Genomic DNA, 12,731 nt, shown 5'->3' on the forward strand with positions numbered 1-12,731 from the left:
AATCAGCGTAAGCTGCCCATTCGGAATTTAACTTCTAAAAGATGATAGCCAAACTGGCTTTTAATAGGACCTTGCAACACGCGTTCAGCAGCTGTAAAGACAACTTTGTCGATAACAGGTACTAATTGACCTTTTTTAACTTCGCCAAGTTCACCGCCACGTTTAGCTGAATTGCAGGTGGAATATTGCTTGGCAAGTTTGGCAAAGTCTGCACCACTTTGTAGCTTCTTTTTTAGCTGTTCAGCTAAGTCTTTATCTTTGACTAAAATATGTCGGACAATTGCTGTTTGCATTTTGTCTTCCTCCAAAAAATTAAGGCTTTCTCAGCTTTTTAAGTGGTTGGCACTGTGGGCAAAATACACTGGCACGCTGACCGAGTTTTAAGTTTTCTAATGTGGTTTCACAGTTAACACACATTTCTCCAGCACGACCATAAGCAAGAAGTGTTTGCTGGAAATAACCATTTTCACCCATGGCATTACTGTAATCACGTAAAGTTGAGCCACCTAAATCAATTGCCGATTTTAAAATGCGTTTAATCTCGACAACGAGTTTTTCAATTTGTTGCATAGTCAAATCGCCAGCAGGCTGAGCTGGGTGAATGCCAACATTAAATAAGCTTTCAGTTGCATAAATATTGCCTACACCAACCACTACATGATTATCCATAAGTGCAATTTTTATGCCGACAGATTTATTCTTGAGCTTAGAAGCTAAATATTCTGCATGAAAATCAGTACTTAAAGGTTCTGGTCCCAAAGTATCTATGAGTTTGCCTTGAGTTTCAGGGTTAAGCCAAAGGATGCAACCGAAACGACGAGGGTCATGGTAACGTAATTGCTGATCTTCAAATTGAATAATCAGGTGGTCATGTTTTCTTAGTTCGTCATTTGGCTCGGTCAGACGAAAGCTTCCTGACATTCCCAAATGCCAAAGCATTTGATCTTGTTCAAACTCTGCCAGAATATATTTTGAACGTCGATTTAACCCAATGAGACTTTGCCCAACAAGTTTTTGAATGTCGTCTGGTATAGGCCAGCGTAAGCTAGAGTTGCGGACTTCTACACTTTGAACTTTTTGATTCAATAAGGGGAATAGACTGGTTTTAGTGGTTTCGACTTCGGGTAACTCAGGCATGCCAACTCGCATAATTAACAGATATACTGGATTAATCAAGTATAACGTGTGGTATGTAATATTTCAGAGAATACTATGTCAGATACTTTACCATTAAGCTGGTTTCAACGAGAAACTTCGGAAGTAGCGTATGATTTAATCGGCTGCGTATTGTGTAAGCGACAGCCTGATGGTCAAGTCATCCGTTGCACAATTAGTGAAACAGAAGCTTATTTGGGTGTTCGTGATAAAGCTTGCCACAGCTACAATGACAAGCGCACAGCACGAACAGATGTAATGTATCGCTCTGGCGGTACGATTTATGTCTACTTAATTTATGGCATGTATGAAATGCTCAATCTGATTACTCAGACAGAAGGCATCCCTGAAGGGGTCATGATTCGTTCTGCATTTTTAAATGGTGCTTCAACAAAAAAAGAATATAAGCTTCTAGCTGGACCGGGCAAACTGACACGCTATTTGGGTATTGATCGGACTTTAAAAGGTCAAACCTTGGGAGAGGAGTCTGGACTATGGATTGAAGCAGCTTCAACGCAGCCAGAAGTGGTATTGACGCCACGGATTGGAATTGATTATGCCGAAGAAGCAAAAGATTGGCCTGAACGTTATTGCTGGAAAGACCATCCATCTTTGAGTCGATAATTCTAATTTGGAAATCAATTTTTAGATATCGATGAAGAGTGTTCTAGATTTACAACAATGCAGATCGAATTCATTATCCAGACAAGACACCGCTTTTTGTTATGATAACTACAATATAAATAAAGGAAATAAGCATGTCCTTATTACGCTTAGACCGACTTCATTACTGTATTTTGATGAGTATGGGCTGCATTTCTAGCCCACTTGTTTGGGCAGAAGACTTAACCCAAGACGTGACTGTATTGCCAACGCTACATGTGGAAGCAACTCGTACCGATACCACCTATTTGCAGACGCCGGCTTCGGTTTTTCGAATAGATGCACCTCAAGTCGATACTTCTTCACAAGTAAATTTAACCGAAGTTGTGAAGGGTATACCGAGTTTACAGCTTCGCAATCGTGAAAATTATGCACAAGATTTACAGTTATCTATGCGTGGTTTTGGTGCACGTTCTACTTTTGGTGTCCGAGGCATTCGCCTTTATGTGGATGGTATTCCCGCTACTATGCCAGATGGGCAGGGTCAAACGTCTAATATCGATTTAAGTAGTTTGGATCATGTTGAAGTTCTAACGGGACCTTTTTCATCGCTATATGGAAACTCATCGGGCGGTACAATTTTGACTTCTACTAAAGAAGGACAAGGAAAAGATTCAATTGAGCTGAGCTATTCGGGAGGCAGCCACGATAAAAGTCGAGCTGGACTCGTGCTACAAGGTGGGGCGAAGGGTGCGAATGAACCGAGTTATGTTATTAGTTCATCATACTTCGATACTGATGGTTACCGAGAACATAGCGGTGCAGAAAAAGTATTAAATAATGCAAAACTCAGTTGGAATCTTGATGATGGTAGCAAAATCAACTGGGTGACTAACTATGTCAAAATCAATGCAGATGATCCACAGGGTTTAACACATGATCAATGGAATGCTAATCCAAAGCAACAAGTTCCGTTTTTAAAGCAATTTAATGTTCGTAAAGACATTGAGCAAACCCAAACAGGGGTGACATGGTCTAAGCCAATTAATGATAAAAATGAACTCTATGCCATGGCATATTTAGGCAATCGCCAAGTTACTCAATATCAATCTATTCCTAAGTCAGCACAAGATGCCAGTATTAATCATGCTGGTGGCGTGATTGATTTTGAACGTAATTATTATGGTGCTGATTTCCGTTGGACAGGTAAAGAACTGCTGCCAAATACGACAATAAGTTTAGGGGTTGCACTCGATGCGATGGATGAAGACCGTAAAGGTTATGAAAATTTTAACTTAGTAAATGGTCAGCCTTCTTACGGTGTTAAAGGTAAATTACGTCGTGATGAAGACAATGCTTTGTGGAATATCGATCCATATTTACAAGCTTCATGGCAGTTCTTACCTACATGGCGTTTAGACACGGGCGTACGCTATAGCAATGTCCATTACAAATCTAAAGATAATTATTTAAGTAATGGCGATGATAGTGGTAAGACTGATTACAGTAAGGTTCTACCTTCTGCTGCTTTAAGCTGGCAAATTTTACCTGAGCTCATGGCCTATGTAAGTTATGCCAAAGGGTTTGAAACACCGACCTTTACTGAAATGGCATATCAAACTGATACGACAAAGCCAGGTTTTAACTTTGATTTAAGACCATCAACGAGTGATACCTATGAGGCCGGCTTAAAGTCACAAAACCAATTAGGTGATTTTACGTTGGCGGTTTTTCAAACCAAAACGAAGAATGACATTGTTGCAGCGGGAAGCTCAAACGGACGTGCAACCTTCCGTAATGCAGATAAAACCTTACGTGAAGGAGTAGAGTTTGCATGGAATAAAAAGTTATGGCGAGACTTAACCGCGACTGCAAGCTATGCCTATTTAGATGCGACATTTGATGCTGATATTCCAGCTTTAGGAAATATTGCCCAGATCCCATCAGGAAATGCGATTCCGGGTATTGCTAAAAATCAGGCTTTTGTCTCTTTAGCTTGGCAACCGAGCCACGGTCTATATGGTGGTGTAGATGTACAGTATATGGACAAAGTATACGTGAATGATACCAACAGTGACGCAGCGCCGAGCTACAGTGTAACTTCAGCAAATATTGGTTATGCATGGGATCTTGGCGACTGGAAAGTCAAAAGCTTTGCTCGTGTAGATAACTTGTTTGATAAAAATTATGCAGGTTCAGTGATTGTGAATGACGGTAATGACCGTTACTTTGAACCCGCTGATGGGCGTAACTGGAGCGCAGGTTTACGTGTAATTAAACAATTCTAGGAATTTAAAATGGCAAAATTATTTGAAACGGTTAATTTTGATTCGCTACAACTGGTCAATAGAATTGTAATTGCCCCAATGTGCCAATATTCGGCAACGGATGAAGGCGAAATTACCTATTGGCATGAGCAGCAATGGGCAAATTATGCTTTGTCTGGGGCTGGTCTATGTATTGTGGAAGCTACTGCTGTACAAGCGGAAGGTCGAATTAGTTATGCAGATCTTGGACTTTGGAATGATCAGCAACGTGACCAGATCAAAACTTTATTAGGGAAAGTTAAAACACTTTCTCCTATGCCATTTGGAATTCAGTTAGCGCATGCTGGACGTAAAGCATCGACTGAAAAGCCTTGGTTGGGTAAAGGACAAATTGCAAAAAATCAGCCACATGGCTGGCAAACAGTTGCTCCAAGTACAAGTACCTTTTCAGTTCACGATGCAGCGCCACATGCATTAACAATCGATGAAATTAAACAAGTTCAACAAGACTTCGCCGCTGCGGCAAAACGTGCAGTTGAAGCTGGCTTTGAGCTAATTGAAGTACATGCAGCACATGGCTACTTGTTGCATCAATTTTTATCGCCAATTGCCAACCAAAGAACGGATGAATATGGCGGTTCTTTAGAAAACCGTATGCGTATGACACTTGAAGTACTTCAAGCAATTAAACTCGCGGTTCCTGAAGGCTATCCAGTAGGAGTACGTCTATCTGCAACTGACTGGATGGATGGTAACGAACAGTGGGATATTGAATCTACGGTTGGTTTATCAAAAGCTTTAGAGCAGCTAGGGGCAGCTTATATTCATGTGTCTAGCGGTGGTTTACATGAACATCAAAATATTACCATTGGAGCGGGCTACCAAGTTCCATTTGCAGAACAGGTTAAGAAGCATGTGTCTATTCCTGTGATTGCAGTAGGACTGATTACCGAGCCAGAACATGCTGAACAAATTTTAGAAAATCAGCAAGCGGATGCAATTGGCCTTGCTCGTGCTATGTTATATGACCCGCGTTGGCCGTGGCATGCAGCCGCTACACTGGGAGCAAAAGTTAAAATTGCACCTCAATATTTGCGTTGTCAGCCACATGGCTTAAAACAGCTTTTTGATTCTTTTTAGTTTATCAGCGGGCAAATTAAGATTTGCCCGTTTTTATTTTGAGATGAGTGAGGGAACATTCTGTGGTTTTTCAGGTAATTTTACCAATCTTACTTTTGTTGTTGCTGGGGTACTGTAGTGTCCTTATTAAATTGGTAACACCTGAGCAGATTAAAGCCCTGAGTGCATTCGTTATTAAAATTGCTCTTCCTGCATTTTTAATTCAGTCTTTAGCCAATAAAAACTTACAAGAGATTTGGCATCCAGCTTATTTTATTGCTTATGGTGGCGGCTCTTTAATCTTGTTTTTTCTGGCTTTTATCATTTATCGAAAGTTTTTTAAAAATAGCCTAACCCATAGCGCCGTCATTTCTATGGGGGCTTCTATGTCAAATACAGGCTTTATGGGTACGGCTATTTTGACCATGCTTATTGGTAGCCATGCTGCGATCTATATATCTTTAACTTTAATTATTGAAAACTTATTAATCGTCGCTTTAATGCTCATTTTGGCTGAAGGTGGGTTGCATCAACAACAGCAACTTTTACCACTTCTTAAAAAGACTTTTATTAACTTACTTAAAAACCCTGTAATTATTGCAATTCTGGTTGGAATGAGCTGTATTTTGCTAGGTATTCATCTACCTTCAAAACTTGGGCAAGCCTTAGAACTGTTAGGAAAGACAGCCTCGCCATTAGCATTATTTGCCATTGGAGGAAGTTTAGTTGGGATTGGTATTACCGCAGTAAATTTACAAAGTATATTGTTAGCTGGGTTTAATGTCATTCTTATGCCAGCTGTGATTTTTGGGTTGTTCCTTTTATTACCAAACGTCAGTCAAGAGATGTTATATGCCGGAACATTAATTGCAGCACTGCCGATGCCAATTGCTTTTGGTATTTTTGGGCAAGCATACGGTTTAAATGAAAGGGCATTAACACCTTTGATGATAAGCACCATTATTGGTTTTATTGGAGTAAGTGGGCTTATCGCTTTGTGGTGGTAAAAGAAAAGCCCCATGCGGGGCTATTGTTTCTTTACTATTTTTTAGATGCTGGCTGTGTAGGGGTAGCTGCAGCTTGTTTATTCTTCTCAGCAATAATCTTTTCGACTGAAGCTAAAGATTCTCTAGCGTTAGGAACATTTTGGTTAGCAAGTTCAGTAAAAATCTGTTTTGCTTGAGGCAAGTTTTGAGGAATGATATTTCCATTTGCCATCATGGTCGCTAAAGCCATAGATGCTGGCGCATAACCTTTTTGGGCGATCGCTTGTAATGCTTCAATGCCTTGGCGTTTCATTAGCGGGTTTTTATTTTCAACCCCTTGGCTAATATCATAAAGTGCCTTTACTTGAATAGCAGGGTAGTTTCCTTTTCTAATCAAAGGCGCTAGCTTTTGTAAAGCAATTTGATGAGATTGAGGCTTTTTCTGAGCAAATAAAATGGTCGCAATTTTTACCGTTGCATCATCAGAACCTTGAGCTGATGCTTTCTGTACATATTGGCTAAATTTATTACTATCTTTTGCAACGCCTAACTCACCAGTTTCATAAATCTGTGCAAGTCTATAACTGGCATGAGCATAGCCTTTATTCGAGGCATCTTCATAATATTTCAGAGCTTTAGCATTATCTTTGGCAGTACCTTGACCCATTTGCGTCATATAGCCTAAATTATAGATCGCTTGAGCATTTCCTGTCTGTGCAAGACGCTGGACTTCTTGGAAAGCAGCAGGATAATTTTTTGCTGCATACAGTTGTTCTGCCTGTTTAAAGACATCATTTTTTGCCACAGATGCTGTATTGTCTGCCGCAAAAATGGACGAACTTGAAATGGCGATTAGGCTGGCGATGAGTAATTTTTTCATTTCTTTTTAACCTTTTACTTCGTAGCTACATCATTCCGTCGATGTATTGAATCAACTCAACTTCTCATCATAAATAGTGATGCATGAAAGTAAACAGCCGATTTGTATATAAAACGATGTCTATAAAGCAAACTATGGAGAAAAATGATATGCCACTCTAGCTAAGAGAGTGGCATATAGACTTATTTTACTGACTTAAGTAATGCTTCAATTTGTTTTGCATCACTTGGTACACCTGAGATTCTTTGTCCATCTTGCAAGAATAGGGTTGGTGTTCCATCGATATTTAATTTTTGGCCTAAAGCGATATTCTTTTGAATTGGACTTGAGCAACTTTTGCTATTAGTCGGCAATTTGCGATTAAGCATATAGTTAGTCCAAGCTTCAGACGGATTCTTTGAACACCAGATTTGATTTGCAACTTTCTCAGCATTTGGGTGCAAGCTGGTCAGCGGATATAAGAATACATATACCGTTACGTTATCCACCCCAACCATGTTTTGTTCTAAACGCTGACAGTAAGGGCAATCTGGGTCACTGAAAATATAAAGAGTACGCTCACCTTTACCTTTTACATATTTTATCGCCTGATTTAGGGGTAGGCTTTTGACATCAATTTTACCCAATTCGGCAATTCGTTCTTCTGTCATATTTTTTTGTTGTTTGATATCAACTAAATTGCCTACAAAAAAGTATTTAGCATCTTGATTGGTATAAACAATACGACCGCTTGTATACACTTCATAAATACCTTGCACAGGTGATTGAGAAACACCTTTTACAGGTAAGTCTGGATAATTTGTCTTCAGATTTTGTTCAAGTGTTTTCACATCAGCATGAGCAGAACCGAAAAAAGCCAAACTCAACATGAGTGTAGCAAGTTTAGTTTTCATATTTTTTCTCTTAGATTTCAACCTAGATTATGATGGCATAGAAAAATTAAAAAATTGATGCCCTAATTAAATGAATTTATTAGAATTTTGTATCTATAAAAAAGCCCATAGAGTCTCCACGGGCTTTTTATTTACTAAATATAATTACTGTGGTCTAGCAACATCACCACTTAATGCTTCTGGCAAATCGAGGACTTGAAGACCGAGTTCAGCTAGAGCGGCTGGTTTTGCAACAACCAACGCAATATATCCGTCAGTGGTTTGAGTACTATTTACTACTTCAATATCGTTATTTAATTGAGTAGCTGGAGCAGGTGCTTCACCTGTACCTTGAACTAGATGCAACCAGTGTTTTGGTTTTGCTTTAAACCAAAGGCGCGCCACAATTTCTTGACCTAAGTAACAGCCTTTATCGTAATTTACGCCTTCACGTTGATGTAAACGTAATTCTTGTGGTTGGAACTCATGTTCGGTCGCTTGAGCAATCCATGCTTGCCCCGTCATGATGGCTTGTTTTTGCCATTCGGAAACATCAGTTTCTGTAGAACTGAACTCAGTGTGTCCATTTACAACTTTTGGAAACACAGCGCCTTGTTCACTTAAAGTCATTTTTGAAAATGCGCCATATTTTTTAATATGCTTAGCGAACTCTTCAGCTTGATCTTGAGTAACAACAATCTCAAAACTTTCAGCGTTAATCTTTTTCAGCCACAGGCCAAAGTGAATACGGCCTTTAAGATCACAAATGGCTGTATAGCGTGTTTCATTTTCAGTTAAACGCTCAGTATCGACAGTCACTTGGCCTTGTAAAAACTTCTGTGCATCTACACCGTTTAATGCATATGAGGAGAAAGCGAGCAGACTCATAATTAATCTCAAATTCAATATGTTTCTTTATGATTGTTGACTATTTTGCTCCATTTTTATCAAAAAATCAGCCTTAGTTTTCGTAATTTAGTTTTGTCAGAAACTGGTTGTATAAATGGAAAAACACCAAAAATATACGTTAAAAGAAATTCTACGGTTTAAGCTATTAAGCACAATTTTTATAACCTAAATGGAATTAAAACAAGGAGAATATAATGGCAACAGGTACAGTAAAATTACATCGTGTATTTAAAGCACCCGCTGAACGGGTTTATCGCGCATTTCTAGACCCAGATGCTTTAGTGAAGTGGATGGCGCCCCACGGTTTTACTGCGAAAGTTCATAGTTTTGATTCAAATGTAGGTGGCTCATACAAAATGAGTTTTACCAACTTTTCGACAGGATCAACACATTCATTTGGGGGAACTTATGTCGAACTCATTCCAAATGAATTAATTCGTTATAACGACCAATTTGATGATTCAAATTTACCTGGCACTATGCAGGTGACTATTACATTAAAAACCGTATTAGTAGGTACAGAGGTGCATATTACCCAAGAAGGAATACCGGAAGTTATTCCTGTAGAGGCGTGTTATTTAGGATGGCAGGAGTCTTTGTCGTTATTAACACTGTTAGTAGAAGCTGAGATCCCAGATCAGTAATCGCCTTTTAAAATTTTAAACATCCTAAAGAAAAAAGTGAGTAGAGAACTACTCACTTTTTTCTTTTTTAATTATGCTTAAAAGAGAACAAAATATTAAAGTTGATGAGGCCCAAACAATGAGGCTGTCTAGTGAGAAAAAGAGATGGAAATACACATTAAAAGAATTTATGAACATGTAAGTGCCAATGATGGAAAACGAATATTAGTTGATCGGCTATGGAGTCGAGGGATAAGTAAAGAAAATGCCCATTTAGATTTATGGTTAAAAGAAATAGCCCCCTCAACTGAACTGCGTAAGTGGTTTCATGCAGAGTCCTTACAGCATTGGAGTGAGTTCAAACAGTGCTATTTAAAAGAACTAGAAACAAACCCAGCAGTTAAAGAGTTACAAGACATTGTGTCCAAGCATAAAGTCACTCTTTTATATTCGGCAAAAGATGTGGAGCATAACCATGCGATTATTTTAAGAGACTATTTATTAGAGAAAGAGAAGAAATGAATATATAAATTTTTTTTTGGTAAAAGTCTTTTATTTAAAACTTTAAAAAATGAGTCATATCTCGCATAATATACTTTTTGAGATTTTTTTATGTCTTTACCAAATTGCCCAAAATGCCAATCAGAATATACCTATCAAGACGGCGACTTATTAATTTGCCCTGAATGCTCACATGAGTGGAAGGAAGGGGAAGCTTCAATTGCTGATGAACAAGAAGTCATTAAAGATGCAAATGGTAATGTCTTGGCAGATGGTGATAGTGTCACTGTGATTAAAGACTTAAAAATTAAAGGTTCATCTTCGGTTGTTAAAGTGGGAACAAAAGTAAAAACAATTCGTTTAGTTCCCGATGCAAGTGATGGCCATAATATTGATTGCAAAATTGATGGTATTGGTCAGATGAAATTAAAATCTGAATTTGTAAAAAAAGCTTAATTTGTTAATTTTAATTACATTTCGGTAGAGGTACCCATCAAGCCTCTACCTTTTTTAACTTTCAACATCCTTATAATTTTATTACGATAATGTATAAAAAGTAGACTACCCAAAGTTACACAGCTCATTTATATTGTCATCAATAACAAATAACTTTCGTCCAGAATAATAACGAAAGTCATACCCACACCAACAAAAAAACGAGGTTCTTATGGCAGGATGGTACGAGATTTCACAAGCGAATGATGGACAATATCGCTTTGTACTCAAGGCTGGTAATGGCGAAATTATTTTAAATAGTGAGCTATATAAAGCGAAAGCATCAGCAGTCAATGGTATTGAGTCAGTTCAAAAAAATAGTGGTGACGATGGGCGATATGATCGTTTAACTGCAAAAAATGGGAAACCTTACTTCAATTTAAAAGCAGCCAATCATCAAATTATTGGTACGAGTCAGTTCTATGCCAGTGAAGCATCACGCGATAAAGGAATTGAGTCGGTAAAAACCAATGGATCTTCGGCAACCATTAAAGACTTAACGGTTGAGGCGTAAAAATTAAATGTAAAAAAAGCAGCTTCTAAAAGCTGCTTTTTTTATTTATATATTTATTAACGTGCTAATTTAGCTAAAAGTTCTTCTTTAGTTAAATTGCTCGCTTCAGCATCGCGGCGACCTTTATATTCAAACGTACCAGCATCAAGACCTTTTTCACCAATCACGATACGGTGTGGAATACCCATTAACTCAAGGTCAGAGAATTTAACGCCTGGGCGTTCGTTACGATCATCAAGTAATACATCAAAACCTTGAGCTTGAAGTTCTGCATAAAGTGCTTCAGCTGCTTCAAGAGTACGAGGTGATTTGTGTGCATTCATTGGAACAATTGCAATTTCAAAAGGTGCAATCGCTTGTGGCCAAATAATACCTTTGTCATCGTAGTTTTGTTCAATTGCAGCTGCAACTACACGTGTTACACCAATACCGTAACAACCCATTGTTACAGTAAATGGTTTGCCATCTTCACCTAAAACTTTACAGCCTAAAGCTTCAGAGTACTTAGTACCAAGCTGGAAAATATGACCTACTTCAATACCGCGTTTAATTTGGATTGTGCCTTTACCATCTGGAGATGGGTCGCCTTCAACCACATTACGTAAATCAAAGACTTCAGTAAATTGCGCATCACGTTCCCAGTTGACGCCCACAGCGTGTTTGTCAGCTTCATTTGCACCAGCAACGAAGTCAGAAAGAACAGATGCAGCGCGATCAACAATAACAGTTAAGCCTTTTTCAACTAAACCTTGTGGACCTGTAAAGCCAGCCGTTAAACCAAATGCTTGAAGTTGCTCTTCAGTTGCAAATGTAAGAGGGGCAGCAACTAAAGGATGCTTCTCAGCTTTAATTTCATTCAGTTCGTGATCGCCACGTAAGAATAGGGCAACCACAGGAACATTGCCTTTTTCATCAGCAATACCTTGAACCAATAATGCTTTTACTGATTGTTTAGGATCAGCATTTAAGAACTGGCAAACATCATCAATTGTTTTTTGGTTTGGTGTTTCAACCAATTTAAATTCTTGTGCAGGTGCTGCACGCTCACCAACTAAAACTGCCTCAGCCATTTCAACGTTTGCTGCATAATCAGATTCAGTTGAAAATGCGATGTCATCTTCACCACTTGAAGCCAATACATGGAATTCATGTGAAGCTGAACCACCAATCGAGCCTGTGTCAGCTTGAACTGGGCGGAAGTCTAAACCTAAGCGAGTAAAGATACGGCTATAAGTGTCGTACATCACGTCATAAGTTTCTTGTAATGATTCTTGAGTTGCATGGAAAGAATAAGCATCTTTCATAATGAACTCGCGTGAACGCATTACACCAAAACGTGGACGAATTTCATCACGGAATTTGGTTTGAATTTGATAGAAATTTACAGGAAGTTGTTTATAACTTTTTAGCTCGTTACGTGCTAAATCGGTAATTACTTCTTCATGTGTAGGACCAAGCACAAACGGGTTGTCGTGACGATCTTTGAAGCGTAATAATTCAGGGCCGTATTGTTCATAACGACCTGATTCTTCCCACAAGCTTGCGGGTTGGGTCACGGGCATGAACACTTCCATAGCACCTGAACGATTCATTTCTTCACGAACAATCGCATCAACTTTTTTAAGCACACGTGTTCCCATCGGCAGCCATGTATATAAACCAGATGCCAATTTACGAATCATCCCCGCACGTAACATGAGCTGATGTGAAATCACTTCAGCATCGTTTGGGGTTTCTCTCAACGTTGCAAATAAAAAGCGGCTTGCGCGCATGGAAAAAGTCCTAAAAAGTTAAGCGTTATAAAAAC

General features: G+C 38.8%; 14 protein-coding genes. 8 read left to right on the forward strand and 6 right to left on the reverse strand.

Annotated features, from left to right (window positions below):
- Positions 1–2: 2 nt before the first annotated feature.
- Positions 3–293 (reverse strand): peptidylprolyl isomerase, encoded by a 291-nt coding sequence (locus B554_RS0107260; protein ID WP_002051379.1) that lies wholly within the window; start codon positions 291–293, stop codon positions 3–5.
- Positions 294–312: 19 nt separating this feature from the next.
- Complete coding sequence (mutM, locus tag B554_RS0107265; RefSeq protein WP_019457536.1) at positions 313–1,137, reverse strand: bifunctional DNA-formamidopyrimidine glycosylase/DNA-(apurinic or apyrimidinic site) lyase; 825 nt, start codon at positions 1,135–1,137, stop codon at positions 313–315.
- 75 nt (positions 1,138–1,212) lie between these two features.
- Here mutM and B554_RS0107270 point away from each other — a divergent pair, with 75 nt between their 5' ends.
- The 4 genes from B554_RS0107270 (at position 1,213) to B554_RS0107285 (ending at position 6,151) form a co-directional block, all read left to right on the forward strand.
- Positions 1,213–1,779 carry a DNA-3-methyladenine glycosylase gene (locus B554_RS0107270; protein ID WP_019457537.1) on the forward strand — a complete coding sequence of 189 codons (567 nt, stop codon included), beginning with the start codon at positions 1,213–1,215 and terminating at the stop codon, positions 1,777–1,779.
- A gap of 134 nt (positions 1,780–1,913) precedes the next feature.
- A complete protein-coding gene (locus tag B554_RS0107275) occupies positions 1,914–4,046 on the forward strand; it encodes a TonB-dependent receptor family protein (protein ID WP_019457538.1) in 2,133 nt (710 codons plus the stop codon).
- Between the two features lie 9 nt (positions 4,047–4,055).
- The gene (locus B554_RS0107280) at positions 4,056–5,165 is read left to right on the forward strand and encodes an NADH:flavin oxidoreductase/NADH oxidase (protein ID WP_019457539.1); all 1,110 of its coding nucleotides are present in this window, start codon (positions 4,056–4,058) and stop codon (positions 5,163–5,165) included.
- Between the two features lie 62 nt (positions 5,166–5,227).
- Positions 5,228–6,151, forward strand: a complete 924-nt coding sequence (locus B554_RS0107285) for an AEC family transporter (RefSeq protein WP_019457540.1) — start codon at positions 5,228–5,230, stop codon at positions 6,149–6,151.
- Between the two features lie 34 nt (positions 6,152–6,185).
- Here B554_RS0107285 and B554_RS0107290 read toward each other — a convergent pair whose 3' ends face one another.
- The 3 genes from B554_RS0107290 to B554_RS0107300 all read right to left on the reverse strand — a co-directional run bounded on the left by B554_RS0107290 (position 6,186) and on the right by B554_RS0107300 (position 8,770).
- Positions 6,186–7,010, reverse strand: a complete 825-nt coding sequence (locus B554_RS0107290; RefSeq protein WP_019457541.1) for a tetratricopeptide repeat protein — start codon at positions 7,008–7,010, stop codon at positions 6,186–6,188.
- Between the two features lie 182 nt (positions 7,011–7,192).
- Positions 7,193–7,903 carry a DsbC family protein gene (locus B554_RS0107295; RefSeq protein ID WP_019457542.1) on the reverse strand — a complete coding sequence of 237 codons (711 nt, stop codon included), beginning with the start codon at positions 7,901–7,903 and terminating at the stop codon, positions 7,193–7,195.
- A 144-nt stretch (positions 7,904–8,047) separates the two neighbouring features.
- Positions 8,048–8,770: a YgfZ/GcvT domain-containing protein gene (locus tag B554_RS0107300; protein WP_019457543.1), complete on the reverse strand. Its 723-nt coding sequence runs from the start codon at positions 8,768–8,770 to the stop codon at positions 8,048–8,050.
- Between the two features lie 212 nt (positions 8,771–8,982).
- Here B554_RS0107300 and B554_RS0107305 point away from each other — a divergent pair, with 212 nt between their 5' ends.
- The 4 genes from B554_RS0107305 to B554_RS0107320 all read left to right on the forward strand — a co-directional run bounded on the left by B554_RS0107305 (position 8,983) and on the right by B554_RS0107320 (position 10,924).
- Positions 8,983–9,435 (forward strand): SRPBCC family protein, encoded by a 453-nt coding sequence (locus B554_RS0107305; RefSeq protein WP_081400321.1) that lies wholly within the window; start codon positions 8,983–8,985, stop codon positions 9,433–9,435.
- Between the two features lie 144 nt (positions 9,436–9,579).
- Positions 9,580–9,936: a DUF488 domain-containing protein gene (locus tag B554_RS0107310; protein ID WP_019457545.1), complete on the forward strand. Its 357-nt coding sequence runs from the start codon at positions 9,580–9,582 to the stop codon at positions 9,934–9,936.
- Between the two features lie 90 nt (positions 9,937–10,026).
- Positions 10,027–10,371, forward strand: a complete 345-nt coding sequence (locus tag B554_RS0107315; protein ID WP_019457546.1) for a zinc ribbon domain-containing protein YjdM — start codon at positions 10,027–10,029, stop codon at positions 10,369–10,371.
- Between the two features lie 211 nt (positions 10,372–10,582).
- Positions 10,583–10,924 carry a YegP family protein gene (locus B554_RS0107320; protein WP_019457547.1) on the forward strand — a complete coding sequence of 114 codons (342 nt, stop codon included), beginning with the start codon at positions 10,583–10,585 and terminating at the stop codon, positions 10,922–10,924.
- Positions 10,925–10,980: 56 nt separating this feature from the next.
- Here B554_RS0107320 and B554_RS0107325 read toward each other — a convergent pair whose 3' ends face one another.
- Entirely contained in the window at positions 10,981–12,696 is a 1,716-nt protein-coding gene (locus B554_RS0107325) for a proline--tRNA ligase (RefSeq protein WP_019457548.1), read from the reverse strand.
- Between the last annotated feature and the right edge of the window lie 35 nt (positions 12,697–12,731).

Origin of the sequence: Acinetobacter sp. GG2 (genome assembly GCF_000292385.1) — a bacterium.
Taxonomy (GTDB): Bacteria; Pseudomonadota; Gammaproteobacteria; order Pseudomonadales; family Moraxellaceae; genus Acinetobacter; species Acinetobacter seifertii.

Coding starts and splice junctions, on each gene's coding strand:
- B554_RS0107260 (WP_002051379.1), bottom strand. CDS start 293: ATGCAAACAGCAATTGTCCGACATATTTTAGTCAAAGATAAAGACTTA.
- mutM (WP_019457536.1), bottom strand. CDS start 1,137: ATGCCTGAGTTACCCGAAGTCGAAACCACTAAAACCAGTCTATTCCCC.
- B554_RS0107270 (WP_019457537.1), top strand. CDS start 1,213: ATGTCAGATACTTTACCATTAAGCTGGTTTCAACGAGAAACTTCGGAA.
- B554_RS0107275 (WP_019457538.1), top strand. CDS start 1,914: ATGTCCTTATTACGCTTAGACCGACTTCATTACTGTATTTTGATGAGT.
- B554_RS0107280 (WP_019457539.1), top strand. CDS start 4,056: ATGGCAAAATTATTTGAAACGGTTAATTTTGATTCGCTACAACTGGTC.
- B554_RS0107290 (WP_019457541.1), bottom strand. CDS start 7,010: ATGAAAAAATTACTCATCGCCAGCCTAATCGCCATTTCAAGTTCGTCC.
- B554_RS0107295 (WP_019457542.1), bottom strand. CDS start 7,903: ATGAAAACTAAACTTGCTACACTCATGTTGAGTTTGGCTTTTTTCGGT.
- B554_RS0107300 (WP_019457543.1), bottom strand. CDS start 8,770: ATGAGTCTGCTCGCTTTCTCCTCATATGCATTAAACGGTGTAGATGCA.
- B554_RS0107310 (WP_019457545.1), top strand. CDS start 9,580: ATGGAAATACACATTAAAAGAATTTATGAACATGTAAGTGCCAATGAT.
- B554_RS0107315 (WP_019457546.1), top strand. CDS start 10,027: ATGTCTTTACCAAATTGCCCAAAATGCCAATCAGAATATACCTATCAA.
- B554_RS0107320 (WP_019457547.1), top strand. CDS start 10,583: ATGGCAGGATGGTACGAGATTTCACAAGCGAATGATGGACAATATCGC.
- B554_RS0107325 (WP_019457548.1), bottom strand. CDS start 12,696: ATGCGCGCAAGCCGCTTTTTATTTGCAACGTTGAGAGAAACCCCAAAC.